This is a genomic window from Rhodococcus sp. JS3073 (assembly GCF_026810085.1).
GTDB lineage: Bacteria > Actinomycetota > Actinomycetes > Mycobacteriales > Mycobacteriaceae > Rhodococcus_F > Rhodococcus_F wratislaviensis.
The window spans coordinates 7,117,967-7,140,184 of the sequence record NZ_CP113951.1 but is presented as its reverse complement, the minus strand read 5'-3'; the positions used below and the strand labels follow the sequence as shown (position 1 = coordinate 7,140,184).

23 protein-coding genes are annotated in these 22,218 nt (G+C 68.7%); 6 read left to right on the top strand and 17 right to left on the bottom strand.

The features are described 5' to 3' along the window. Window positions 1-4 precede the first annotated feature (4 nt). Window positions 5-760, top strand: coding sequence for a sirohydrochlorin chelatase (locus OYT95_RS32525; protein ID WP_037226444.1), 756 nt, complete (start codon window positions 5-7; stop codon window positions 758-760). On the opposite strand, the gene OYT95_RS32520 is transcribed toward OYT95_RS32525, so the two are convergent. The 7 genes from OYT95_RS32520 to OYT95_RS32490 all read right to left on the bottom strand — a co-directional run bounded on the left by OYT95_RS32520 (window position 696) and on the right by OYT95_RS32490 (window position 7,113). Further along, window positions 696-1,745 carry an aminotransferase class I/II-fold pyridoxal phosphate-dependent enzyme gene (locus tag OYT95_RS32520; RefSeq protein WP_112299470.1) on the bottom strand — a complete coding sequence of 350 codons (1,050 nt, stop codon included), beginning with the start codon at window positions 1,743-1,745 and terminating at the stop codon, window positions 696-698. The genes OYT95_RS32525 and OYT95_RS32520 overlap by 65 nt on opposite strands. A 1-nt stretch (window position 1,746) precedes the next feature. Continuing rightward, window positions 1,747-2,769, bottom strand: a complete 1,023-nt coding sequence (locus tag OYT95_RS32515; RefSeq protein ID WP_268790092.1) for a 3-oxoacyl-ACP synthase III family protein — start codon at window positions 2,767-2,769, stop codon at window positions 1,747-1,749. Between the two features lie 3 nt (window positions 2,770-2,772). Then, window positions 2,773-3,432, bottom strand: a complete 660-nt coding sequence (locus tag OYT95_RS32510) for an SRPBCC family protein (protein WP_112299468.1) — start codon at window positions 3,430-3,432, stop codon at window positions 2,773-2,775. Next, a complete protein-coding gene (locus OYT95_RS32505; protein ID WP_128641917.1) occupies window positions 3,429-5,141 on the bottom strand; it encodes a thiamine pyrophosphate-binding protein in 1,713 nt (570 codons plus the stop codon). Before OYT95_RS32505 ends, OYT95_RS32510 begins: the two co-directional genes overlap by 4 nt. Before the next feature lie 187 nt (window positions 5,142-5,328). Beyond that, a complete protein-coding gene (locus OYT95_RS32500) occupies window positions 5,329-6,087 on the bottom strand; it encodes an anti-sigma factor family protein (RefSeq protein ID WP_128641916.1) in 759 nt (252 codons plus the stop codon). Beyond that, complete coding sequence (locus OYT95_RS32495) at window positions 6,084-6,590, bottom strand: sigma-70 family RNA polymerase sigma factor (RefSeq protein WP_037226414.1); 507 nt, start codon at window positions 6,588-6,590, stop codon at window positions 6,084-6,086. The genes OYT95_RS32500 and OYT95_RS32495 overlap by 4 nt, the downstream gene beginning before the upstream one ends. Window positions 6,591-6,711: 121 nt before the next feature. Beyond that, entirely contained in the window at window positions 6,712-7,113 is a 402-nt protein-coding gene (locus OYT95_RS32490) for a DUF1801 domain-containing protein (protein WP_128641915.1), read from the bottom strand. Between the two features lie 164 nt (window positions 7,114-7,277). Between OYT95_RS32490 and OYT95_RS32485 the strand changes: the two genes are divergently transcribed. The 4 genes from OYT95_RS32485 to cysC all read left to right on the top strand — a co-directional run bounded on the left by OYT95_RS32485 (window position 7,278) and on the right by cysC (window position 12,011). Further along, window positions 7,278-8,138, top strand: a complete 861-nt coding sequence (locus OYT95_RS32485; RefSeq protein ID WP_128641914.1) for a universal stress protein — start codon at window positions 7,278-7,280, stop codon at window positions 8,136-8,138. A gap of 245 nt (window positions 8,139-8,383) precedes the next feature. Next, the gene (gene stf0, locus OYT95_RS32480; RefSeq protein ID WP_128641913.1) at window positions 8,384-9,187 is read left to right on the top strand and encodes a trehalose 2-sulfotransferase; all 804 of its coding nucleotides are present in this window, start codon (window positions 8,384-8,386) and stop codon (window positions 9,185-9,187) included. Continuing rightward, window positions 9,184-10,131: a sulfate adenylyltransferase subunit CysD gene (gene cysD, locus OYT95_RS32475; protein ID WP_268790091.1), complete on the top strand. Its 948-nt coding sequence runs from the start codon at window positions 9,184-9,186 to the stop codon at window positions 10,129-10,131. The genes stf0 and cysD overlap by 4 nt, the downstream gene beginning before the upstream one ends. Beyond that, window positions 10,131-12,011: an adenylyl-sulfate kinase gene (cysC, locus tag OYT95_RS32470; RefSeq protein WP_037226405.1), complete on the top strand. Its 1,881-nt coding sequence runs from the start codon at window positions 10,131-10,133 to the stop codon at window positions 12,009-12,011. The genes cysD and cysC overlap by 1 nt, the downstream gene beginning before the upstream one ends. On the opposite strand, the gene OYT95_RS32465 is transcribed toward cysC, so the two are convergent. The 8 genes from OYT95_RS32465 to OYT95_RS32435 form a co-directional block, all read right to left on the bottom strand. Beyond that, entirely contained in the window at window positions 12,008-13,501 is a 1,494-nt protein-coding gene (locus OYT95_RS32465; protein WP_268790090.1) for a UDP-N-acetylmuramoyl-L-alanyl-D-glutamate--2,6-diaminopimelate ligase, read from the bottom strand. The two genes, cysC and OYT95_RS32465, sit on opposite strands and share 4 nt — an antisense overlap. Window positions 13,502-13,570: 69 nt before the next feature. After that, window positions 13,571-14,950, bottom strand: a complete 1,380-nt coding sequence (locus OYT95_RS32460) for a sulfatase family protein (RefSeq protein WP_268790089.1) — start codon at window positions 14,948-14,950, stop codon at window positions 13,571-13,573. A gap of 25 nt (window positions 14,951-14,975) precedes the next feature. Continuing rightward, window positions 14,976-15,989, bottom strand: coding sequence for a sulfate/molybdate ABC transporter ATP-binding protein (locus OYT95_RS32455; protein WP_037226398.1), 1,014 nt, complete (start codon window positions 15,987-15,989; stop codon window positions 14,976-14,978). Continuing rightward, window positions 15,986-16,792 (bottom strand): sulfate ABC transporter permease subunit CysW, encoded by an 807-nt coding sequence (gene cysW / locus OYT95_RS32450; RefSeq protein WP_005261260.1) that lies wholly within the window; start codon window positions 16,790-16,792, stop codon window positions 15,986-15,988. Before cysW ends, OYT95_RS32455 begins: the two co-directional genes overlap by 4 nt. Further along, window positions 16,789-17,670 (bottom strand): sulfate ABC transporter permease subunit CysT, encoded by an 882-nt coding sequence (gene cysT, locus OYT95_RS32445; protein ID WP_037226396.1) that lies wholly within the window; start codon window positions 17,668-17,670, stop codon window positions 16,789-16,791. Before cysT ends, cysW begins: the two co-directional genes overlap by 4 nt. Window positions 17,671-17,677: 7 nt before the next feature. Then, a complete protein-coding gene (locus tag OYT95_RS32440; RefSeq protein WP_268790088.1) occupies window positions 17,678-18,709 on the bottom strand; it encodes a sulfate ABC transporter substrate-binding protein in 1,032 nt (343 codons plus the stop codon). Between the two features lie 184 nt (window positions 18,710-18,893). Next, on the bottom strand, window positions 18,894-19,022 hold the full coding sequence (locus OYT95_RS44755) for an Ms4533A family Cys-rich leader peptide (RefSeq protein WP_368681004.1): 129 nt from the start codon (window positions 19,020-19,022) through the stop codon (window positions 18,894-18,896). 87 nt (window positions 19,023-19,109) lie between these two features. Further along, on the bottom strand, window positions 19,110-19,292 hold the full coding sequence (locus tag OYT95_RS32435) for a hypothetical protein (protein ID WP_005247996.1): 183 nt from the start codon (window positions 19,290-19,292) through the stop codon (window positions 19,110-19,112). A gap of 86 nt (window positions 19,293-19,378) precedes the next feature. On the opposite strand from OYT95_RS32435, the gene OYT95_RS32430 reads away from it, so the two are divergent. Next, window positions 19,379-21,334, top strand: coding sequence for a glycoside hydrolase family 15 protein (locus OYT95_RS32430; RefSeq protein WP_268790087.1), 1,956 nt, complete (start codon window positions 19,379-19,381; stop codon window positions 21,332-21,334). On the opposite strand, the gene OYT95_RS32425 is transcribed toward OYT95_RS32430, so the two are convergent. Further along, on the bottom strand, window positions 21,335-21,622 hold the full coding sequence (locus tag OYT95_RS32425) for a hypothetical protein (RefSeq protein WP_268790086.1): 288 nt from the start codon (window positions 21,620-21,622) through the stop codon (window positions 21,335-21,337). After that, window positions 21,568-22,083 carry an ABC transporter substrate-binding protein gene (locus tag OYT95_RS32420; RefSeq protein ID WP_268790085.1) on the bottom strand — a complete coding sequence of 172 codons (516 nt, stop codon included), beginning with the start codon at window positions 22,081-22,083 and terminating at the stop codon, window positions 21,568-21,570. Before OYT95_RS32420 ends, OYT95_RS32425 begins: the two co-directional genes overlap by 55 nt. Window positions 22,084-22,218 lie beyond the last annotated feature (135 nt).

Below are 22,218 nucleotides of genomic sequence, written 5' to 3'. Positions count from 1 at the left end.
TGCGATGACCCCGCTGATCGCTGTCGCCCACGGCAGTCGCGACCCCCGCAGTGCGCGGGTGGTGGCGGCTGCCGTGTCGGCGCTCCGGGCGAAGCAACCGGACCTCGACGTCCGCCTGTGTTTCCTCGACCTCAACGCACCGTCCGTGGACCAGGTGATCGACGCGGTCGCCGCCGAGGGGCATTCCTCCGCCGTCGTGGTTCCGATGCTGCTGGGCAGCGCGTTCCACGCACGCGTCGACCTTCCGGCACTCCTCGACGCCGCCCGCCTCCGCCACCCCCACCTGCACGTCCGGCAGGCCGACGTACTCGGTCACGATGCGCGGCTGGTCGAGGCCGTCCGTGACCGTATCGGCGAGGCCGGCGGTTCCGCCGGCGAGTCCGGTCTCGGGGTCGTCCTCGCCGCGGTCGGCTCCTCCGACCCGGCCGCGAACGACCGCACCCGCGAGCTGGCCGGATCGGTCGTCGCGGGCACCCGTTGGTCGGGAGCGGTGACGTGTTTCGCGACGTCGGCGGAACCGACGGTGCAGCAGGCGATCTCGACGCTGCGGCAGGCTGGGGCCGAGCGCATCGTGATCGCACCGTGGTTCCTGGCTCCGGGACTGCTCACGGACCGGTTGAGCCGTGCGGCGGAATCGTGCGGACCCGGCCTCACCTACGCGGCCACCATCGGACCGCACCCCCGGCTGCTCGACGTCATGCTCGACCGGTACTCGCAGACCCACAGCGAGCTGCAGCGGTACCGGGCACTGTCGGCCTGAGCGCGTCGATCACCGCACGCCCGGCGTCCGGGTTCCCGACCGCTATCCGGGCGTCACCGTTGGGGTAGGTGCGCGCGTGGATGCCGGCGCGGGCCAATGCGTCACCGACCGCCTCTCCGGGGATGTACAGGAAGTTGGCGTGACTGCGCGGGACCGGAATTCCCGCCGCCCTCACCGAGCGCCACAGTTCGTCACGTTCGGCGACGATGGCGGCCACCCGGGCACGCAACTGGCCCTCGGCGGCGTACGACGCCGTGACCGCGGGAACGGCGGCGCCGCCCATCCCGAACGGCAGTTGCAGCGTTCGAATCGTCCGCGCCAGAGCCGCATTCGCGAAGCCGAATCCGATACGCAACCCGGCCAGACCGTACGCCTTGGAGAACGTTCGCAGGAACACGACGTTCGGATGTTCGGCGATGATGCGATGCACGTCCAGGGCCAGTCGGCGGTCGACGAACTCCACGTAGGCCTCGTCGAGGACGACGACCACCCGTTCCGGCACACGCCGGAGGAACTCCGCCAGCTCGGCGGTGCCGACGAGGGTTCCGGTGGGATTGTGCGGGCGGCAGACGACGACGAGCCGGGTGCGGTCGTCGATCGCGGCCGCCATCGCGGCCAGATCCTGCCCGCCGTCCGGGAGAATCGGGATCGGCACCGCGTCGAGTGCCGCGATGCGCGCCATGATCGGGTACCCGTCGAACGTCGGGGCGGTGAACACGATCCGCTGCCCCGGCCCGGCGACGGAGCGCATGATCTGCAGTGCGACGCCGGTCGCACCGGCGCCCACCACCACCTGATCGGCGTCGAGCCCTTCGTGATCCGCGATGACCTCGATCAGCCGGTCGGGCAGGAACTCCGGATACCGATGTGCCCGGCGCATCACACCGTCGAGCGCGTCGAGCACGGAGGGCAGCGGGGCGAACGGGTTCTCGCTCAGCGCGAGATCGAATCTCACACCGGGTCCCGCGAGGGTCGGGGTGGTCATCTCACACCCCCGCCGGGGCGGCGCCCCATCGGATCGCCCCGGCCCCGGCGAAGTCGCCGGCATGGGCGAACGCGGACATCATCACCAGCGAGCCGTTGGGGATGCGGCCTGCCCGGTTCTCGAGGTCGAGGGTGACGGGGATCGCGGCGCCGAACAGGTTCCCGCATTCGTCGAACGTGTCGGGGTGTCGTTCCGCCGGGAGCTCGAGTGCGTCCCGCCAGTTGCGGAGAAACAGCCGGTTGGGCTGGTTGGTGACCAGGGTGTCGATCTCGTCGGTGGTGATGCCGATCTGCTTGCACACCGCGAGTGCCACCTCGGGGACGAGCCGGTTCCCGCGGGCGAAGACCTTCGCGATCCTCGATTCGGTGAACCCGATGTGCAGTTGGCCGGTTCCCGCCTCCCAGTACTTGCGGGGCGGATCGACGGCGGCCGTCATGTCCCCGGCGAACTTGGGGTAGGTCCGGCATTCGAGCCCGAGCACCGGCGCGGCCGCCGACTTCACGAGCAGGCACGCGCCCGCGCCGTCACCGGGCACCGCCGACTGTGCCAGCGCGCGCACGTCCGATTGCGTGAAGATCTGGCCCGCACTGTTCTGCACCGACACGATCAGGGCGGTCGACGCGTCACCGGTCTGCATGATCTGACGTGCCAGTTTGATCATGTACACGAACGACGCGCAGCCGCCGTTGTGCAGGTCCACCACCCAGTCCGGGGTGATTCCCATCCGGCGCGCGAGTTCCCCGCCGGTGCCCAGGATGGGGACGTCGGGCAGCTGGGTGTGGGTGATGAGAATGTCCACGTTGGACACGAGTTCGGCGCCGTTCCGCTCGACCAGTGGGGCGATCGCACGTTCCGCCATGTCGACGGCGTTCTCGTCGCTCGCGATGTGGTGGCGGAATTTCGGCGCCCGGAACATGATGTTCTCGGCGAGCCGATCGGACGCGGCGAATTGGGCGAAATAGTCTGCTCCCACACGGTTCTCGGGCAGGTAGCCGGCAATGTCGATCAGGCTGACGGTGTCCATGTCTCACTCACTCATCCAGGTCGGGGTCACGGGCAGGTCGTTCGCCCACCGGTATTCGCAGATCGCCTTGAGATTGCTCATCTCGAGTTGGTGTCCGGCGGCGAACATGTCCCAGAAGTCGCCCACCCACGGAACCCGGTCCGCGGGAGCGGTCTCGGGGTAGGGATTGTCGTCGTAGAACGGATGGTGGCAATTGGTCCACAGCACGACCGATCCGTCGACGTCCAGGACCGTACGCGCGTCCACCACGCGCATCAGATACACCATCCACAGGTGTTTGCCCTGGTCCCAGGCACAGTGATAATCGACGGTCATCGCGGCCGGGTGTGCCACGGTGCGCGTGTAGATCTCGGTCGTGTCGCCCAGGCGGTCGTACGCGAGCCACAGCCCGGGTTCACCGGCCGGGGTGAATCCCCGGAGGCTGTACGTCCATTCCTCGAGGCTGCGCGTGTCGGAGAGGTACCGGAACACCTCGTCCGGCGGGCAGTCGATGTATTCGTTGACAGTGCAGTACTTTCCGAACACCTGGTCGTGCGGATACACGGACCTCAGCATGTCCATGATGATCGGTGTCGTCGCCTGACGGTCGGAGGTCTCGATGCGGACGAGGCCGGGCAGGTCGGCGGGAAGGTCGGGCAGCGGGGCGATCTCTCGAGCGGTCATCGGCGGGCTCCTTCTCGGGATTCGGATCTCTCGGTCGGGCGTCGTGCGGGCAGGAACGGCAGGAACGGCGGCAACTCGTCGGCGTCGCAGGCGACTTCGATGACAGCGGGCCCCGCCGAGTCGGCCGTGGCCCGGAGCGAGTCGGCCAGGCCGGCGTGCGTGTCGACCGTGTGGGACGGCAAGCCGGGAAACAGTGCGCCGACTCCCGCCGCGATGTGTGCGGGACGAAACCGGCTGTAGGTGTAGGTGCCCTCGAAGTACACCTGCTCGCGGGTCAGGCACATCGCGTGGGCGTTGTTGTTGAACACGACGAACGTGACCGGCACGTCGTACTCGACCGCCGTGTGGATCTCGAGCCCGTGCGCGTAGAACGCACCGTCGCCGGCGATCACGAACGTGCGGCGGCCGCGCGAGAAGGCGGAACCGATCGCGGCGCCGAACGTGTAGCCCATCCCGCCCATGCCGAGCGCCACCACGAACCGGCCTCCGGCGGTAACCGGAAGGTGATGCACCACAGCGGCACCCGTGTTTCCTGCGTCCGCGAACACATCGGCGCCCGCGGGCATCACCGCGGCGAGCGCCTTCACCGCGTCCGTGTAGCGCAGACCCGACGTGCCGGACGGCGGCACGTCGATCGGGGTCGGATCACACTGCGCGACGGGCGGACGCGTCGCCGCCGGTCCGATCTCGGCGACGAGCCCACACAGTGTCGCCCGCAGATCCCGCGTCGACACGTGATGGGTCTGCAGATACGGCGTCGCCGAACCGACGCTGTACACCAGCGTCTTCTCGAGCACCGCATCGAGACCTCCCCGTGCCATCACCGGCAGTCGCGTGCCGACGAGCAGGCAGACGTCGGAATCCTGCAGTGCGTCCACGACATCCGGATTCCCCATCGCGCCGGTGACCCCGAGTCGCCCGGGCGCCGCAGGATCGAGCACGTCCCTCGCGTCGGGCGTGACGGCCACCCGGGCACCGAGCACGTGGGCGAGTTCCGCGAGTTCCGTTCGCGCGCCGGCTCGCGCGACCTCGTCGCCGGCGATGACAGTGATGCGGCCGTAGTCGTCGCGCAGCGCTTCGGCGAGCCGCGTGAGGTCCGTCGTGGTGGTGCGGGGTGTGGTCGTGACCGATCGGCGCGGTTCCGGGAACTCGCCGATCGCCTGCTGAACGTCCTTCGGCAGCAGGAGAACCGCCGGTCCGCCGCGGCGCGCGGCGGCGAGCGCCTCGGCGAGCTGGCGTTCGAGGTCGAGCGGCGAGTCGACGCGCGCGCAGTACACGGATACCTCACCGAACAACCGGGACGCATCGATCGACCCCGCCAGTCCACTCGTGTCCTGGAATGCGCCCATCCCTTCCAGCGTCGTCGGCGGTTGCCCGACCAATGCCAGGATCGGCACACGGGACGCGAATGCCTCACCGAGACCGGCGATCACATTGAGCGCACCCCCGCCCGACGTCGCGGCGACCACACCGATCCGGTTCGACGTCCTGGCATACCCGTCGGCCATCGTCGTCGCCGAGAACTCGTGTTTGGCGACGACGCCCTCGACGTCGCGGGAGCGGTGCAGCGCGTCGTACAGATCCTCGATGTTCGCGCCTCCCACTCCGAAGACGTGCTCGATACCCTCTGCGGCCAGCACCGCGACGATGTAGTCGGCGACGCGCATGTTCCGACCGGTTTTCCGTGGCTCGTGATCCGTGAGATTCATCGGCAGACCCCCGTGTCGTGGATCGGACGGGGCGACCTGCGGTCACCCACTGGATATACACACGAACCACGGACCGGTCGGGTTCACCGGTGGCAGAACATTTTTCCGGAAACGTTCGTGACGAACGAAACACGGCGGTGAAGCGTGCAGCGGGTACGAAAACCGACCCGACTCCCTGGCGGCCCGCTCACAACGCCGTGGTCAGCAGTACCTGGTGGTCGTCGTCGGATCGGACGTCGATGCTCGCGATCGCGTCGACGGGCAGGCTGGTGGTGGCTGTGGGCCGCACCGTCCTGCCTGCCTCACCGGTCCAGGTGGCCAGTGTGGTCACGACTCCGGAACGATCGGTGACGGTCAGCGCGTACCCCTCGGTGTCGGCGCCGTAGCGACCGTCGCCGGGCCACGTGTCCTCGTAGGAGCACTCGACGAAGATGACCGTGCCCCAGGACGTCGACGCGATGGACGCGCTCGCCGTGATCGTCGTCGGGACCACGGGTGTGAACACCGCCTCGGTGGTGTTCGCGGGATTCGGGACGGGCATGGCCGTGACCGGGGCGGACGGGGTCCGGTCCTGCGTGACCAGCACCCCGACGGGGACGGCGACGGCGACCACGGCGGCCGCCGCGGCGAGGGCCGTTGCCGCTCGCCGGTAGCGTCTGCGCCGCTGCACCGTGCCGACCAACTGGGTCAGCACACGCGGTGCGGGCGTCTCCTCGTCCTCGGACGCATCGGTCCCGGACAGCGTGCCGAACGCCTCTTCCGGCGTGATCAGGGCCAGCAACCCGGGCATGCCCGCCAATTCGGACACGGCCTGCGAGCACCGCGCGCAATGGGCGAGGTGGGCCTCGTACTCGCGCCGATCGCTCGGGGACATCGCACCGAGCACGTAAGCGGCGTCCCAGCGGACGTAGGGATCCTCGTGCGACTCGAAGTCGTCGAACGTCATCGGGTCACCCCCATTTCCTGCAGAGCCAATCGAAGGGCCCGCAATCCGTAATGCATGCGGGATTTCACCGTTCCCTCCGGTATTCCGAGTTCGTCGGCGATCTGGTGGGTGGACATTCCCCGGTAGTAACCGAGAACGAGGACCGCACGATGGTCGGGGCTGAGCCGGGCCAGCGCATCACCCATCATCCAGGCGTCGAGTGCGCCGTCCGAGCTGTCCGGTGCGGCGCGCTCGGGTGTGGAGCTCATCCCGACCTCACGCTGGGAGCGTGCGCTGCGGTGCTCGTCGAACACGAGGTTCCGGGCGACCGTGAACAGCCACGCCCGCGCCGACGACTCCGACTGGTCGAGCACGTTCGGATGCTTCCAGGCTCGCAGCAGTACCTCCTGCACGATGTCCTCGGCGCGGGCGCGGTCGCCGGTCAGCCGCAGGGCATACCGCCACACTGCGGGGGCATGCTCTTCGTACAGGGCGTGCATCAGCTCGGTCTGGGCATCCGCCATCGGTCACCACCTCCCAGCAGTACACACGGTTCACCCGCGCCTCCGGTTCACCGTGCCACCGAAACACGGGAAAACCCCAGGTGAACCGGGTCGCGACGGCCGAAAACCCTTGGCCCGTACTTTAGGAGGTGTTCAGGGCCACGGCGGCGTGGACGAGCGCCTGGAACGCCTTCTCGTCGATCGTGTCGCCCTCGTGGAGATCGATGGCACGCCGGGTGTTGCCTTCGAGACCGGAGTTGAAGAGGCCGGACGGGTCGTCCAGCGACGCACCCTTGGCGAACGTCACCTTCACCGCATTCTTGTACGTCTCACCGGTGCAGATCATTCCGGCGTGCGACCATACCGGCACCCCTCTCCACTTCCACTCCTCGACGACGTCGGGGTCGGCCTTCGTGACGAGGGCGCGGATCCGGGCGAGCGTGTCGCCCCGCCAGTCACCCAGCTCCTCGATGCGCGCATCTATCAACTGCGAGGGAGAGTCGCCTCCGCCTCCCTCTTCCGAGCCGCTCGTCCGCTTCTTCATGGTGGCCTGCTCCTTCTGGCTGTCGTCGCTCGCGGGTCACTCGAGTATCCCGCGGGCCACGTCGATCGCATCGAGAACGCGGCGGGATCGGCTGCCGACCGATTTACCTCTGGCGCGTCGCTGCCGACCTGGACCAAACTGGAATGGAGGTGAGGAGCACCCCCATGAGCACAGCACGGATTCGACGCGGCATCGTGGCAGGCATCGACGGATCGGACGGCGCGCTGGAGGCGGCGGCGTGGGCTGCATCCGCCGCGAGGCGCTTCGAGGAGCCGCTGCGCCTCGTCCACGTGGTACCCAAGCATCCGAATTCCGCGGACGGTCATCCCGAGGGCGATGAGTTCCTCGACGCCGCCGAGCGCATCGTCCTGGACGGGCAGCAGGACCTGGAGGTGGAGCGCAGTACCCACCCCGGTCCGCCCGCCCACGCGTTGGTGGAACTGTCCAAGACAGCCCGGATGCTGGTTCTCGGGCCCGCGGCCACGAGCGAGATGAAATCGGTGGTTGCCGGTTCCGATGTCGTGCGCGTGTCGAATCGAGCCGAATGCCCGGTCGTCGTCTGGCGCGGCATCCAGGGCCACGAGGTCAGCGAAACCCGCCCCGTCGTGGTCGGTGTGGACGGCAGCGAACTGAGCGACATGGCGGTGGCCCACGCGTTCGAGTTCGCGGCGTTCTTCGGCGCTCCCCTCGTCGCGGTGCACACGTGGGCCGAGCACTCCACCCTCGGTGCGTGGTACTCGGAGGAACGACGCTTCACCGATTGGTCCGATCTGGTCCAGCACGAGGAGGCCTGGCTCGCCGAGAGCCTCGCCGGGTGGCACGAGAAGTACCCCGATGTCGAGGTCACGCGCTGCCTCGAGCGTGGTGGGCCGATGAAGGTGCTGCTCGAATACTCGTTCGGCGCGCAGCTGATCGCCGTCGGCAGCCACGGGCGAAATCCGTTCACCGCGTCGATCGTGGGCTCGACGAGCCAGAGCCTCATCCACCACGCCCGGTGCCCGGTGCTCATCTGCCGAAAAGGCTGAACACGGCAGCGTCCGTTTCACTCTTTCGATCAGCCTGATTCATATTCACCCGTCGCGGCGCCATTCCCCGGGCGAGGAGTGAACCGAGTTCGCTCGCCAGAAAACTGTCTCTACCTGCCGAATTACGAGCATCACGTCGCCGATATCGGCGACTCACACGCAGCAGAAAATGCCAAGTGTTTCAATCACGATAATTGGATTTCGTCCCGATTTCGGCATCGAATTTCGCGTTTATAGTTTCCGGCATGTCGGAGCCACGCTCATACCTCGTCTGTGCGTCACAGCGCAGCGGCAGCACCCTGCTCGTCGAATCCCTTCGCGCCACGACCGTGGCCGGCAACCCCGAGGAGTTCTTCCAGTACCTGCCGTCCACCAGTCGTTCGCCGCAGCCGCGGCAGTGGTTCGAGGGCGTCACCGACGAGGCGGTGCTCTCACTGCTCGCCCCGCTCGAACCGGGGACCGCCGACACCCGCAGCGCGGAGCAGTGGCGCGATCAACTGCTCAGCCTCGGTCGCACCCCCAACGGGGTGTGGGGCGGAAAACTGATGTGGAACCAGGTGCCGCTCGTCCTCGACCGCGCCGCCGGACTTGCGGACCGGTCCGGCAACGACCTGCGGTCCGCCCTCGACGACCTCCTGGGCCGCGACCTCGCCTTCATCCACGTCTACCGGCGTGACGTCGTCGCGCAGGCGGTGTCGATGTGGCGGGCGGTGCAAACTCAGGTGTGGCGCGACGACGCCACCCCGCCCGCCCCGCACGACGGCGCCGAGTACCACGCGGGCGGCATCGCACACCTCGTCCGCATTCTGCGCGATCAAGATGAGCAGTGGCGCAACTGGTTCGAGGTCGAGGGACTCGACCACATCGACATCGGTTTCGACGATCTCGTGGCGGCGCCGCAGGCGACGGCGGCGAAGGTGCTCGTCGAACTCGGCCTCGACGCCGATCTCGCTCCCCCGCCCCCGCTGAAGCGGCAGAGCGACGGCCGCTCCAAGGAGTGGGTCGAGCGGTATCGGTCCGAAGCCGCCGTGAACGGACTCCCGCTGTGACCGCCGTCGGCGCCGCGGCGCCGCGTGACATCACCGTCGGCGCCGCACGGGTGGACGAACTCCGCGCGCTGGAGGCGGAGGCCGTGCACATCATCCGCGAGGTGGTCGCGGAACTCGAGCGACCGGTGCTGTTGTTCTCGGCGGGCAAGGACTCCATCGTGTTGCTGCGACTGGCGGAGAAGGCGTTCCGGCCGTCCCCGTTGCCGTTTCCCGTCCTGCACGTCGACACCGGCCACAATTTCCCCGAGGTGATCGAGTTCCGTGATCGGCGGCTCGCCGAGGACGGTCACCGGCTGATCGTCGCGTCGGTGCAGGAGTCGATCGACAAGGGTCGCGTCGCCGAATCGGGCGGTCCGGGCACGTCCCGCAACCGGTTGCAGACCCGCACCCTGCTCGACGCCCTGGAGGAGCATCGCTTCGACGCCGCGTTCGGCGGTGCGCGCCGAGACGAGGAACGGGCCCGCGCGAAGGAGCGGGTGCTCAGCTTCCGCGACGAGTTCGGGCAGTGGGATCCGCGTGCGCAGCGGCCCGAGCCGTGGTCGCTGTACAACGGGCGGATCCGCCGTGGTGAGCAGGTTCGCGTGTTCCCGCTGAGTAATTGGACCGAACTCGACATCTGGCGCTACATCGAACTCGAGAATCTGGCGCTGCCGTCGATCTACTTCGCCCACGAGCGGCAGGTGTTCGAGCGCGACGGCATCCTGCTGGGGTTGTCCGAGTACACGCTGCCCACCGAAGACGAACTGGTGCAACGGCTCCGGGTGCGGTACCGCACGGTCGGGGACCTGACCATCACCGGTGCCGTGCGTTCCGACGCCGACGACGTCACCGGCGTGATCGAGGAGATCGCCGCGGCCACGGTCTCCGAGCGCGGCGAGACCCGGGCCGACGACCGAACTTCCGTTGCCGCGATGGAAGACCGCAAGCGCGAGGGGTACTTCTGATGACCACCACCAGCCGGCCCCGTCAGTTGCTGCGGCTCGCCACCGCGGGCAGCGTCGACGACGGCAAGAGCACCCTGATCGGACGGCTCCTCCACGACACCGGCAGCCTGCCCACCGACCATCTCGAGGCGGTGACGAACACCGACGGCGAGGCGGACCTCGCCGCCCTGTCCGACGGGCTGCGCGCCGAACGCGAACAGGGCATCACGATCGATGTGGCGTACCGGTTCTTCTCCACCGCCACCCGCAGTTTCGTGCTCGCGGACACGCCGGGGCACGAACGGTACACCCGCAACATGTTCACCGGTGCGTCGAACGCCCACGTGGCCGTGCTGCTCGTGGACGCCCGCGCCGGGGTGCTCCGGCAGACCCGCCGCCACGCGCGGATCGCCGACCTTCTCGGCGTGCCGCACCTGGTCGCCGTGGTCAACAAGATCGATCTCGTCGACTTCGACGAGACCCGGTTCAAGGAAGTCGAATCCGAACTCGGGCTGCTCGCGCAGCGCCTCGGCGGCCGCGACCTCACGGTGATCCCGGTGTCCGCCACCCGCGGCGACAACGTCGTCACGCGGTCGGATTCGACACCCTGGTACGACGGGCCCACGATCCTCGAGTATCTCGAGGAGGTGGAACTCGCCGCGCCGTCCGCCGTCGCGTCCGAACTGCGACTGCCGATCCAGTGGGTGGCGCGTCCCACGGACGACCGGCGACGCCGCTACACCGGCCGGCTGTCCGCCGGCACCCTGTCCGTCGGCGACGAGGTGGTGGTCCTGCCTGCGGGTTCCCGCAGCACGGTCACCACCCTCGACACCCTCGATCCGAACCGGTCCGTCGCAGTGGCCCCGCTGTCGGTGTCGTTCGAACTCGCGGACGACCTCGACGTCGCCCGCGGCGACCTCGTCGTGAGCGCCGCCGCCGCGACCGCACCCGCCCCGGCCCGCGAGATCGACGCGACCGTGTGCTGGCTGAGCGAGACACCGCTGCGGGCAGGCGACCGGGTGGCGCTCAAGCACACCAGCCGCACCGTGCGCGCGACGGTTCAGGAATTGCACACCCGGCTCGACCCGGAAACCCTCGAAGAACACGACTCCCCCAGCGAACTCGCCCTCAACGACATCGGCCGGATCACGCTCCGGACGAGCACGGTGGTGCTCCCCGACCCGTACGCCACCAATCGCGATGCCGGCGCGTTCATCCTCATCGACGAGCAGAGCAACGACACCGTCGGTGCCGGCACCGTCAGCGAAGCCCGGGAAGTCGTGCCCGGCGAGCAGACCCGGCACGACATCAAGTGGCACCCGTCGTCGCTGGAACGGGATCGGCGCTGGTCCGCGACCGGGCAGCGCGGCGCCACCATCTGGCTCACCGGGCTGCCGGCGTCCGGCAAGTCGACGGTGGCGGTCGCGCTCGAACGGACCCTCGTCGACGCCGGACGGACCGCCTACCTGCTGGACGGCGACAACGTGCGGCACGGTATCTCGGACGACCTCGGATTCTCCCCCGGCGACCGAGCCGAGAACATCCGCCGCGTCGGGCACCTCACCCGGTTGTTCGCGGACGCCGGGGTGGTCGCCATCGCGTCGATGGTGTCGCCGCTGCGCTCGGACCGCGCGATCGCGCGGGCGCTCAACGAGGCCGCGGGACTGCCGTTTCTCGAGATCCACGTGAGCACGCCGGTCGACGAGTGCGAACGGCGGGACCCCAAGGGGCTCTACGCCAGGGCGCGGGCAGGCGAACTCCGCGGCCTCACCGGGATCGACGCGCCGTACGAGGCCCCCGAGAACCCGGATCTCGCGTTCGACACCACCGGCGCCGATCTCGACGACCTCGTCGCGCGGATTCTCGCCGAACTCGCCCGGCACGAGACGCTACTGGCCTAACCTGCGACGAGCCGGCGGAGTGCGTCGTGGAGCGCGACCCGGTCGTCGAACACACGCCGGCGCGGTCCGTACGCCTGAACCCGGTCGTGCCCACGGCCCGCGACCACCACGACGTCGCCCGGTGTGGCGAGGGTGACGGCGGCGACGATCGCCTCGGCGCGGTCGGGAAGGACGAGCACTTCGGCGTCGCCACCACTGCGTGCTCCCCGCGCCACGTCCTCGCGCAGGCTGTGCGCGTCGTCGGAGTACGGACTCTCGTCGGTGACGATGACCGTGTCGGCGAAACGGGCTGCGGTCGCGCCGAGCGGGACCCGCTTACCGGGGTCGCGCTCACCGGTCGCCCCGACGACGGCGATGACCCGGCCTCGTGTCAGCGAGCGGAGGTACGGAAACAGGCGTCGCTGTCCGGCCGTGTTGTGCATGTAGTCGACGAATGCGAGGAACGGCTGGCCCGCGTGCACCGCCTCCAGGCGTCCGGGCACGGTGTCGAGGTTCTCGATCCCGGCGACCGCCGCGTCGAGGTCCACGCCGCGAGCCGCGAGGGCGGCGAGCGCCGCGAGTGCGTTGTCCACCTGATGCACTCCGAGTAGCCGGAGCCGCACCGGTGTCCGTGCCCCGGCGCCGTGGAGCGTGAACGACGTGCCGCCCTCGTCCGCGTGCACGGCGGACGCGTGGACGTCGGCCGCCGTGCACCTCGACGAGAACGTCACACGGGGCACGGTGACCGTGGCGGCGAGGCGGCGTCCGAACTCGTCGTCGATGCCGATGGCTGCCGCGGCGCAGTGCCCCGGTTCGAACAATCTGGCCTTCGCCGCGAAATACGCGTCCATGTCGGGGTGAAAGTCCAGATGGTCGCGGGCGAGGTTGGTGAACACCCCCACCCGGAAGGACGTTCCGTCGATGCGGTGCAGAGCGAGGCCGTGGCTCGACACCTCCATCGCGACGGCGCCGGTCCGGTGCTCGGCGAACGCGGCGAGTGTCTGCTGGAGTTCGCACGCCTCGGGAGTCGTCCGGGTCGCGGTGCGTGACCCGTTCGGTCCCCGGACGGTGATCCCCGTCATCATGCCGGTGGCGACACCTGCGGCACGCAGTCCCGCGTCCAGCAGATACGCGGTGCTGGTCTTCCCGTTCGTCCCGGTCACGCCGTAGACGTCGAGCGACTCGGACGGATTGCCGTAGACCCACGCCGCCAGCGGACCGAGGAGAAGCCGCGGATCGTCGACGACGATCGTCGGCAGGACGTCCGACTCGCGGTCGCTGAGCATCGCGACAGCGCCACGCGACGCGGCCTCGACCGCGAACTCGATCCCGTGTCGGTGCCGGCCCGGCAACGCCGCGTACACGTCGCCGGCCCGGACGAGACGAGAGTCCTGGCTGATCCCCGTCACCGCTGCCTCGCCGGACCCGGACAGAGTCGCCGAGCGGCCGAGGCGGTGCACCATCTCGCGCAGCAGCTTCGGCGGGGTGCACCGCGGGCAGTCGACGCTCACGCTTCCAGTGCACCACTGCCGCGCAGGTCGCGAGGACGGAACCGTCATCATCCGCCGGCAACCCGGCGGCTACGTCGCGACGCCGCCCCTCGGCTCGTCCAGGATTCCGCGTTCCGAACTGTAGGCCGAACGCACGTCCGGCACCCGGCCGAGAGTGGCCAGATATTCCTCCATGGCCTTCCGGGCGTACGCGGTTCCCTCCTCCTCGCTCGGGATCGAGTCGCCGGTCGCCCGTCGCCACGTCGCGAGTTGCAGCGCCAACTCGGCCTGTGTCCCGGCGAAGTCCTCGGTGTCGGCCAGGTTGTCTCGCTCGTCGGGATCGGCGGCCAGGTCGTAGAGCTCCCGACTCGGACGCGGCCGGAGATGCTCGGTGCCCAATGCAGCACCGGAGAGGCTGTTCTCGATGTCGAGGGGCAGATCGAGCTTGGGCCGAGGTGCGTAGTTCTCGATGTAGCTGAACTGCTTGGTGCGCACCGCGCGAATGGGATCGAAACTGTCGTGGAAGGTCTTCTCCGTGAACAGGACGTCGCGCGCCGTCGACTCGGACCGGCCCAGCAGTTGCCCGGCGTGGGAGACACCCTCCACGGCCGCGGGGACAGGGACGCCGAGTAGATCGAGAAGGGTGGGAACCAGATCCACCCCGCTGAACAGGTCGTCGTAGACGCGGGGCGCCGCCCGCAGCCTCCGCGGTGGGCGGACGATCGCCGCAATTCCCGTGCCCGGCGCATACAGTGTCGACTTCGCACCGGGGAACGCCTCGCCGTGATCGGTGAGGAACACGACCCACGTGCTGTCGTCGAGCCCCTCGTCGTCCAGCGTCTGCAGCAACCGGCCGACGGCCGCATCGGCCACCTCGATCGACCCGTGGAATCCGGCGAGATCCTCACGGACCTGCGGCCGGTCGGGCAGGTACGACGGAACGTCGAAACCCTCCGGGTCGGCGGGCGCATACCTGTCGACCGGGTACGGGCGGTGGGTCTCGAAGAACCCCGCGGTCAGCAGGAACGGCTGCGGAGGGAACCGCGCCAGCCACCGCGACGCACGGTCGGTGACGTATTCGCAGTACGAGTTCGTCACGTCGTACTCGTGGAAGCCGAGCCGCTTGGGATACGCGGTCTCGTGCTGCATCCCGAACAGAGCCGTGTACCAGCCGGCCTCCGCCAACAGGGACGGCAGCGTGCGGACGTCGTCGTGGTACTGCCAGCCGTGGTGTGCGAGGCCGATCAGTCCGTTGCTGTGCGGGTACCGGCCCGAGAACAGGGCGCCACGCGAGGGCGAGCACAGCGGCGCCGCCGCATGCGCGTCGGTCAGCAGCACACCCTCCGCGGCGAGCCGGTCCAGGTTCGGACTCCGCACCCCGGACGCGCCGTAACACCCGAGGTGACGGCCCAGATCGTGCCAGTGCACGATCAGAACGTTGTCACGGACGGGATTCACCGGGGTCGCCACAGTCGCCTCCTATATCGGCGGGGAGTTACAGGGAGACCGGAACTTCGGCCTCCGGGAGTTCGGGAGCCCGCGTGGCCCGCGCGTACACGGTCTCGCCTTCCTGCAGGCCGAGTGCGGCGCTGTCGCCGCGGGTCACCTGCGCGGAGAAGGGTTCACCGGTCGCCTCGTTCCGCAGATCCACCCGCACCTCGAACCCCAGGTGCACCACGCGCTCGACGGTGGCCCGCGTGACGCCGAGCGATTCGGCCGTGCCGGCCTCCTGGGCGAGGGCCAGGTCGGGGTCGCGGCCGAGACGGATGTCGTGCGGTCGGACCAGCTGACCGTTGAGCTTGGCCACCGACCCGAGGAACGACATCACGAAGTCGTTGTGGGGACGGTCGTAGAGGTCCTCCGGTTCGCCGATCTGCTCGATCCGGCCCTTGTTGAGGACGGCGATCCGGTCGGCGACGTCGAGGGCCTCCTCCTGGTCGTGGGTGACCAGCACGGTGGTCACGTGCACCTCGTCGTGCAACCGGCGCAGCCAGGTGCGCAGGTCCGTGCGGACCTTCGCGTCGAGCGCGCCGAACGGCTCGTCGAGGAGAAGCACCTTCGGGTCCACGGCCAGGGCCCGCGCGAGCGCCATCCGCTGACGCTGACCGCCGGACAGCTGCGCCGGATACCGGTGCTGGAAGCCGTCGAGGCCGACGATCTCGAGAAGCTCGTTGACCTTCTTGTCGATCTCCGGCTTGGGCCGCTTCCGGATCTTCAGACCGAACGCGACGTTGTCGCGCACCGTCATGTGCTTGAACGCCGCGTAGTGCTGGAACACGAAGCCGATGTCCCGCTTCTGCGGGGAGATGTCGGTGACGTCGTTCCCGCCGATCACGACGGTGCCGGAGTCGAGGGACTCCAGACCGGCGATGGATCGGAGCAGCGTCGACTTGCCCGAACCACTGGGCCCGAGGAGCGCGGTCAGCGAACCCGAGGGGATGTGGATGGAGACGTCGTCGAGAGCAGCAAAGGACCCGTAGTTCTTCCGGGCGCCGGTCACGGTAATCATGTGGTGCTCCTCTTGCGGTCGAGCAGAGTCATCAGAAGCAGGGTGATCAGCGCAATGCCCATCAGCAGGGTGGCTGCGGAGTACGCCCCGAACGTGTTGTGGTCGTCGATGTAGCGCGAGTGAACGAGCAGGGTCAGGGTCTGGGATACACCGGGGAAGCCCGACGACACCATGATCACCGCTCCGAACTCGCCCAGCGAGCGGGCGACGGTCAGGACCACACCGTAGGTGAGGCCCCAGCGGATGGCGGGCAGTGTGATCAGCCAGAACGTCTGCCAGCGGCTCGCACCGAGAGTCGCGGCGGCCTGTTCCTGCTCCTCGCCGATCTCGTGCAGGACGGGCTCGACCTCCCGCACGACGAACGGCAACGTCACGAAGAGTGTGGCGATGACCATGCCGGGAAGCCCGAAGATCACCTTGAACCCCAGCGATTCGAGCCCGCCGAACCAGCCGTTGGCACCCCACAGCAGGATCAGCGACACGCCGACCACGATGGGCGAGACGGCGAACGGAAGGTCGACCACCGCCTGCACCAGACCGCGGCCGGGGAAGCGGCCCCGGACGAGCGCGAGGGCCGTGACGATCCCGAATACCACGTTCACGGGGACGACGATCGCCACGATCAGCAGGGACAGGTTGAGCGCGGAGATCGCGGCCGGTGTGCTGATCGACTGGACGAAGGCGCCGATCCCGTTCTCGAACGTGCGGAACAGGATGATGACGATCGGCACCACCAGCAGGCCGAACAGATAGAGCAGCGCGACCGCGCGCAGGGTGATCCGGGTGGACCCAGAGAGCTTCATTCCGCCTGCTCCTCACGACGCTGCCCCCGGCTGGCGAAGACCCGGAGGGCGAACAACGTCACGAACGCGATGGCCAGGAGAGCCACCGACACGGCCGCCGCAGCCGCCGGCCTGTCGATTTCGATCTGCTGTTGAATGTACTGGGAAGCGACCTGGGTCTCTCGGGGAATGTTTCCGCCGATCAGGACGACGGATCCGTACTCACCGATCGCGCGGGCGAACGCGAGCCCCGCGCCGCTGATGATGGCCGGGGTCAGCGTCGGCAGCACGACTCTCCGGAAGATCGTCACGTTGTCCGCGCCGAGTGAGGCCGCAGCCTCCTCGACTTCCCTGTCCACCTCGATGAGCACCGGCTGCACCGAGCGGACGACGAACGGCAGCGTCACGAATGCCAGTGCCACGATCAGACCGGGCTGCGTCGCGTTGAGGTGGACGCCGATCGGACTCTCCGGGCCGTACAGCGACAGCAGCACGATGCTGGCCACGATGGTCGGCAACGCGAACGGCAGGTCGATCAGCGCGTTGACGGCCCGCTTGCCGGGAAATTCGTCACGCACCAGAACCCACGCGATGAGCGTGCCCATGATCACGTTGATCACGGCCACCACGACCGACACCACGACGGTGACGCGCAGGGACGCCACCGCCACGGGCGAGGTGATCGCGTCCACGAAGCCGCCGATTCCGTCGCCGAACGAGGCGACGGTGAGCGCGGCGAGTGGCAGGACCACGATGATGCTCAGCCAGAGCGTCGCGATGCCGATGCCGAGCGGTCCCACCGCACCGGTGACCCGGGCGATCTTCTTGCGCGTAGGCGGAACGGGCGGAGACGGCACCGTGGTGCCGCGTCCGCCCGTCGCCGTCGTCGTGTCGCTCATGTCGGTCTTACTTGGTTGCGTTGTCGTAGATCACCGCGATGGACCCGGTGTCCTTGGCGAACACCTCGGAGTCGACCTTGGACCAGCCGCCGAGATCGGCGATGGTCCACAGCTTGGCCGGCTCCGGGAACTTGTCCGCGAACTCCGTGGCCACCGCGGGATCGACCGGGCGGAATCCGGCCTCGCCCCACAGCTTCTGGCCCTCGGTGGTGTAGAGGAAGTCCTTGAACGCGTTGGCCTTCTCCAGGTTCTTGCTGTTCGACAGCACCGCGACCGGGTTCTCGATCTTGAACGTGGTCGGCGGGGTCACGTGCTCGACGGGGTCACCGTTGCCCTCGATGAACAGCGCCTCGTTCTCGTAGCTGAGCAGAACGTCGCCCGTGCCCTGCAGGAACGCCTCCGACGCCTCGCGTCCCGACTTCGGCTGAATCTTCACGTGGTCGTTCACCAGCGACGTGATGTAGGCGAGACCGGCGACCGGGTCCTGGCCGCCGTTGCTCTTCGCCGCGTACGGTGCGAGCAGGTTCCACTTCGCGGATCCGGAGCTGAACGGGTTCGGGGTCACGACCTCGACGTCGGGGCGCAACAGGTCGTCCCAGTCGCGGATGTTCTTCGGGTTGCCCTCGCGCACGACGATGGTGACGACCGAACCGAACGGAATCCCGTTGTAGGCGTCCTGGTTCCAGCTCTTGTCCACCAGACCGGCGTCGACGAGGCGGGTGATGTCGGGTTCGACGGAGAAGTTGACGAAGTCTGCCTCGGCGCCGTCCTTGACCTTGCGGGACTGGTCACCGGAGGCACCGTAGGACGGCTGGAAGGCCACGCCCTTGCCCTCGTCGGTGGCGTTGAACGCGGGGATCAGCTTGTCGAATCCCGGCTTCGGTACGGCGTACGCGTACAGGTTGATGGTGCCTGCGCTGCCGTCGGCACCGGCCGAGTCGGCGCCGGCGGTGTCGCTGGCGCCGCCGCTGCACGCGGTCAGCGCCACAGCTCCGAGCGTCACGAGGGCCGTGAGAAGACTACGAGAACGGCGTTTCATGGGAGAAACCTTCCTGGGGATCTGTCACAGAGGGGTGGTGCGAACAACGTGGGAGGTGGTGCGTGGGGAGGAACGCAGGGATCGCCCGAGCGGGAAATCAGGAATGCGAACGAAAATCAGCAGCGCGAGACCGGTCGAGCGGTGCGTGGTGTCACCCGCGCGCAGTTCTGTGTGCGAGGAGAAATCAACAACAGTCGATGTCGGCGACTGCGAGCATGCCGACAGCGATCAACGCCAATTCATGGCGGACCTGGTGTACAGCGGCTTCAGACACGCCGTGGACTGTAGCAGAGGCTGAACCAACCGCCCACATCGAACGGGATCTACCGGGTGACCAGCCAGGCGACGACGACGAGGACGAGCAGCGCGAGCAGCGCGAGCGTGACGCGTGAGCGCGGCATCAGGGTTCCTCCACCTTCGAGACGTCCCGCCTGAGCAGGACGAAGACTGCGGCCAGGCCACGATCGAGCAGCCACGCCAGTCCTCGGCACACCGGCACCATCACCAGCAGCACGAGGGCGACCTGCGGAACGAACGGGAGCCCGGCGATCCACAGCTCGAAGCCGTCCCACCAACTCGCCATCCGGTCCACCGTGCCACCCTATCGTTCGCCGGCACCTGGCCGGCGCACAGGTGGACGCCGCGGCGGCGACGGCCGATGATGATCAGATGGTGTCTCTCGATGCGCACTCGGACGACCAGCCCCGCTCCGCCGCGCATCGCCACCGTCGCGCGTTTCCGCCGATCGACGATTACGCATTCCTGTCGGACTGCGAGACCACCTGCCTGATCGCCCGGAACGGGGCGGTCGAGTGGATGTGCATCCCGCGGCCCGACTCCCCCAGCGTCTTCGGCGCCGTCCTCGACCGCAGCGCGGGCCACTTCCGGATCGCACCGTACGGGCAGAACGTGCCCGCCGCCCGCCGCTACCTCCCGGGAGGACTGATCGTCGAAACGACGTGGCAGACCGAGACGGGGTGGCTCATCGTCCGCGACGCACTCGTGCTCGGCCCGTGGCACAACGTGGAGCAGCGGTCCCGCTCCCATCGCCGCACCCCCACTGACTGGGATGCCGAACACGTCCTGCTGCGGACCGTCAAATGCGTGAACGGCACCGTGGATCTCGAGATGAGCTGCGAGCCCGCGTTCGACTACCACCGCGGCGACGCGGTGTGGGAGTACACGGGCAAGGTGTACGAGGAAGCCACCGCCACCTGCAAGTCGAGTGGTGCGGGCGACCACCCCACACTCCGGCTGACCAGCAACATGAAGCTCGGGCTGGAAGGGCGCGAGGCCCGGGCCCGGACCCGGATGGTCGAGGACGACAACGTGTTCGTCGCACTGTCCTGGACGCACATGCCTGCGCCGCAGACCTATGACGAGGCTGCCGAGAAGATGTGGCAGACGGCGAAGTTCTGGCGGGAATGGATCACGACCGGCCGCTTCCCCGACCACAAGTGGCGTGGCTACCTGCAGCGCAGCGCCCTGGCGCTGAAGGGGTTGGCGTACGCCCCCACCGGCGCGCTGCTCGCCGCGTCGACCACGTCGCTTCCGGAAACCCCCGGGGGTGAACGAAATTGGGACTACCGCTACGCATGGGTGCGCGATTCGACGTTCGCCCTGTGGGGGCTGTACAGCCTCGGACTCGACCGGGAGGCCGACGATTTCTTCGCGTTCCTCTACGACGTGTCCAGTGCCGACGACGGCAAGTACCGGCCGCTGCAGGTGATGTACGGCGTCGGCGGCGAGCGGACCCTCGTCGAGGAGGAGCTGCCGCACCTGTCCGGCCACGACGGCGCGCGTCCGGTGCGGATCGGAAACGGTGCGTACGACCAGGACCAGCACGACATCTGGGGAACGATCCTCGATTCGGTGTACCTGCACGTGCGATCGCGCGAGCGGGTGCCGGAGACGCTGTGGCCGATGCTCAAACGTCAGGTCGAGGAGGCGATCGAGCACTGGCAGCTCCCCGACCGCGGCATCTGGGAGGTGCGCGGCGAGCCGCAGCACTTCACGTCGTCGAAGATCATGTGCTGGGTCGCCCTCGACCGGGGCGCGAAACTCGCCGAGCAGCAGGGGGAGGCGAGTTACGCGGACAGGTGGGCCGACCTCGCCGACGAGATCAAGGCCGACATTCTCGAGCACGGCGTCGACGCACGCGGAGTCCTCACCCAGCGGTACGGCAGCGAAGAACTCGACGCCTCACTCCTGCTCGCTCCGCTTCTGCGGTTCCTGCCCGCCGATGATCCGCGCATCCGCGCGACCGTGCTCGCCATCGCGGACGAACTGACCGAGGGCGGGCTGGTGCTGCGCTACCGGGTGGAAACCACGGACGACGGGCTGACGGGCAAGGAGGGCACGTTCACGATCTGTTCGTTCTGGCTCGTGTCGGCGCTCGTGGAGATCGGTGAACTCGACCGCGCGAAGCGCCTGTGCGAGCGGCTCCTCGGGTTCGCGAGCCCCCTCGAGCTGTACGCGGAGGAGATCGATCCCGAGTCGGGGCGGCACCTGGGCAACTTCCCGCAGGCGTTCACGCATCTGGCGTTGATCAACGCGGTCGTTCACGTCATCCGCGCCGAGGAGGCCGCGGCGAGCGGCTTCCACCCTGCCCACTACATGGTGTGATCAGGCGCCGACCGCCTCCAGTTGCGGCGTGATCCGGCCCAGCGAGTACTGCAGGGACAGGCTCGACGGGGTGTTGAACCCGACCACCGTGGCGTAGTCCTCGACGGCGAGACCCCCCTGCTGCACGGACGGCAGCTGGGCGAATCCGGGCAACCGCATCAGATCGTCGCGGGTGCCGCCGTTGGGCAGCATCACCACGAGGTCGGCGTTCAGGGCGTCCACCCGCTCCGGGCTCAGGGTGAGGCGGCCGCCGGTGGCCCCCGCTTCTTCCACCAGCGTCGGCGGCATGTCAGCCCCAGCCTCCGGAACACCGCGCTCGCGCCGTCGTCGGGATCCGCGACGACGACGAGTTGTCCGGTGGCGAAGACGAACTGGGACAGCACCGCCGTCTTGCCGGACAGTGCGGGGAGCCGGTCGGCCAGGCCGTCGACGGTCCCGTTGGTGTTCGCGATGATCTCGGCCGCGCGGTCCTCCTCACCGAGGATCCGGCCGAGGACCTCGACCTGCGACTCCCACGGGTCGACCTGCACGTCGCCCAGCGCGGCGACCGTCGGCGCGATCTTGCTGATCCGGTCGAAGTCCTCCTGGTCGGCGACGGCGAACGAGCCGAGAATCAGATCGGGCGCGAAGCCGGCGATCTGCTCTTCCGGCAGCGACGCACCCACCTGCGTCATGCTCGCGCGGTCGAGTTCCACGGCCGAGTCGTCAACCTCCGACTCCCAGGGGTACAGGCCGCGCTCGTCGCCCATCGCGCCCGCAGACAGATACGCGACGGGTTGGACGCCGAACTCGAGGAGGGCGTCGACCCACTGGCTGCTGGTGGCGACGATCCAGCTGGGGGTGCCCTCGAGCGGCCACCAAGATCCCTCTGACGCGCACTGCGC

Excerpts from the sequence above, each read along its gene's own strand:
- OYT95_RS32525 (WP_037226444.1), top strand. The coding sequence starts at position 5 with ATGACCCCGCTGATCGCTGTCGCCCACGGCAGTCGCGACCCCCGCAGT.
- OYT95_RS32520 (WP_112299470.1), bottom strand. The coding sequence starts at position 1,745 with ATGACCACCCCGACCCTCGCGGGACCCGGTGTGAGATTCGATCTCGCG.
- OYT95_RS32515 (WP_268790092.1), bottom strand. The coding sequence starts at position 2,769 with ATGGACACCGTCAGCCTGATCGACATTGCCGGCTACCTGCCCGAGAAC.
- OYT95_RS32510 (WP_112299468.1), bottom strand. The coding sequence starts at position 3,432 with ATGACCGCTCGAGAGATCGCCCCGCTGCCCGACCTTCCCGCCGACCTG.
- OYT95_RS32505 (WP_128641917.1), bottom strand. The coding sequence starts at position 5,141 with ATGAATCTCACGGATCACGAGCCACGGAAAACCGGTCGGAACATGCGC.
- OYT95_RS32500 (WP_128641916.1), bottom strand. The coding sequence starts at position 6,087 with ATGACGTTCGACGACTTCGAGTCGCACGAGGATCCCTACGTCCGCTGG.
- OYT95_RS32495 (WP_037226414.1), bottom strand. The coding sequence starts at position 6,590 with ATGGCGGATGCCCAGACCGAGCTGATGCACGCCCTGTACGAAGAGCAT.
- OYT95_RS32490 (WP_128641915.1), bottom strand. The coding sequence starts at position 7,113 with ATGAAGAAGCGGACGAGCGGCTCGGAAGAGGGAGGCGGAGGCGACTCT.
- OYT95_RS32485 (WP_128641914.1), top strand. The coding sequence starts at position 7,278 with ATGAGCACAGCACGGATTCGACGCGGCATCGTGGCAGGCATCGACGGA.
- stf0 (WP_128641913.1), top strand. The coding sequence starts at position 8,384 with ATGTCGGAGCCACGCTCATACCTCGTCTGTGCGTCACAGCGCAGCGGC.
- cysC (WP_037226405.1), top strand. The coding sequence starts at position 10,131 with ATGACCACCACCAGCCGGCCCCGTCAGTTGCTGCGGCTCGCCACCGCG.
- OYT95_RS32455 (WP_037226398.1), bottom strand. The coding sequence starts at position 15,989 with ATGATTACCGTGACCGGCGCCCGGAAGAACTACGGGTCCTTTGCTGCT.
- cysW (WP_005261260.1), bottom strand. The coding sequence starts at position 16,792 with ATGAAGCTCTCTGGGTCCACCCGGATCACCCTGCGCGCGGTCGCGCTG.
- cysT (WP_037226396.1), bottom strand. The coding sequence starts at position 17,670 with ATGAGCGACACGACGACGGCGACGGGCGGACGCGGCACCACGGTGCCG.
- OYT95_RS32440 (WP_268790088.1), bottom strand. The coding sequence starts at position 18,709 with ATGAAACGCCGTTCTCGTAGTCTTCTCACGGCCCTCGTGACGCTCGGA.
- OYT95_RS44755 (WP_368681004.1), bottom strand. The coding sequence starts at position 19,022 with ATGTGGGCGGTTGGTTCAGCCTCTGCTACAGTCCACGGCGTGTCTGAA.
- OYT95_RS32435 (WP_005247996.1), bottom strand. The coding sequence starts at position 19,292 with ATGGCGAGTTGGTGGGACGGCTTCGAGCTGTGGATCGCCGGGCTCCCG.
- OYT95_RS32430 (WP_268790087.1), top strand. The coding sequence starts at position 19,379 with ATGGTGTCTCTCGATGCGCACTCGGACGACCAGCCCCGCTCCGCCGCG.
- OYT95_RS32425 (WP_268790086.1), bottom strand. The coding sequence starts at position 21,622 with ATGCCGCCGACGCTGGTGGAAGAAGCGGGGGCCACCGGCGGCCGCCTC.
- OYT95_RS32420 (WP_268790085.1), bottom strand. The coding sequence starts at position 22,083 with ATGGGCGACGAGCGCGGCCTGTACCCCTGGGAGTCGGAGGTTGACGAC.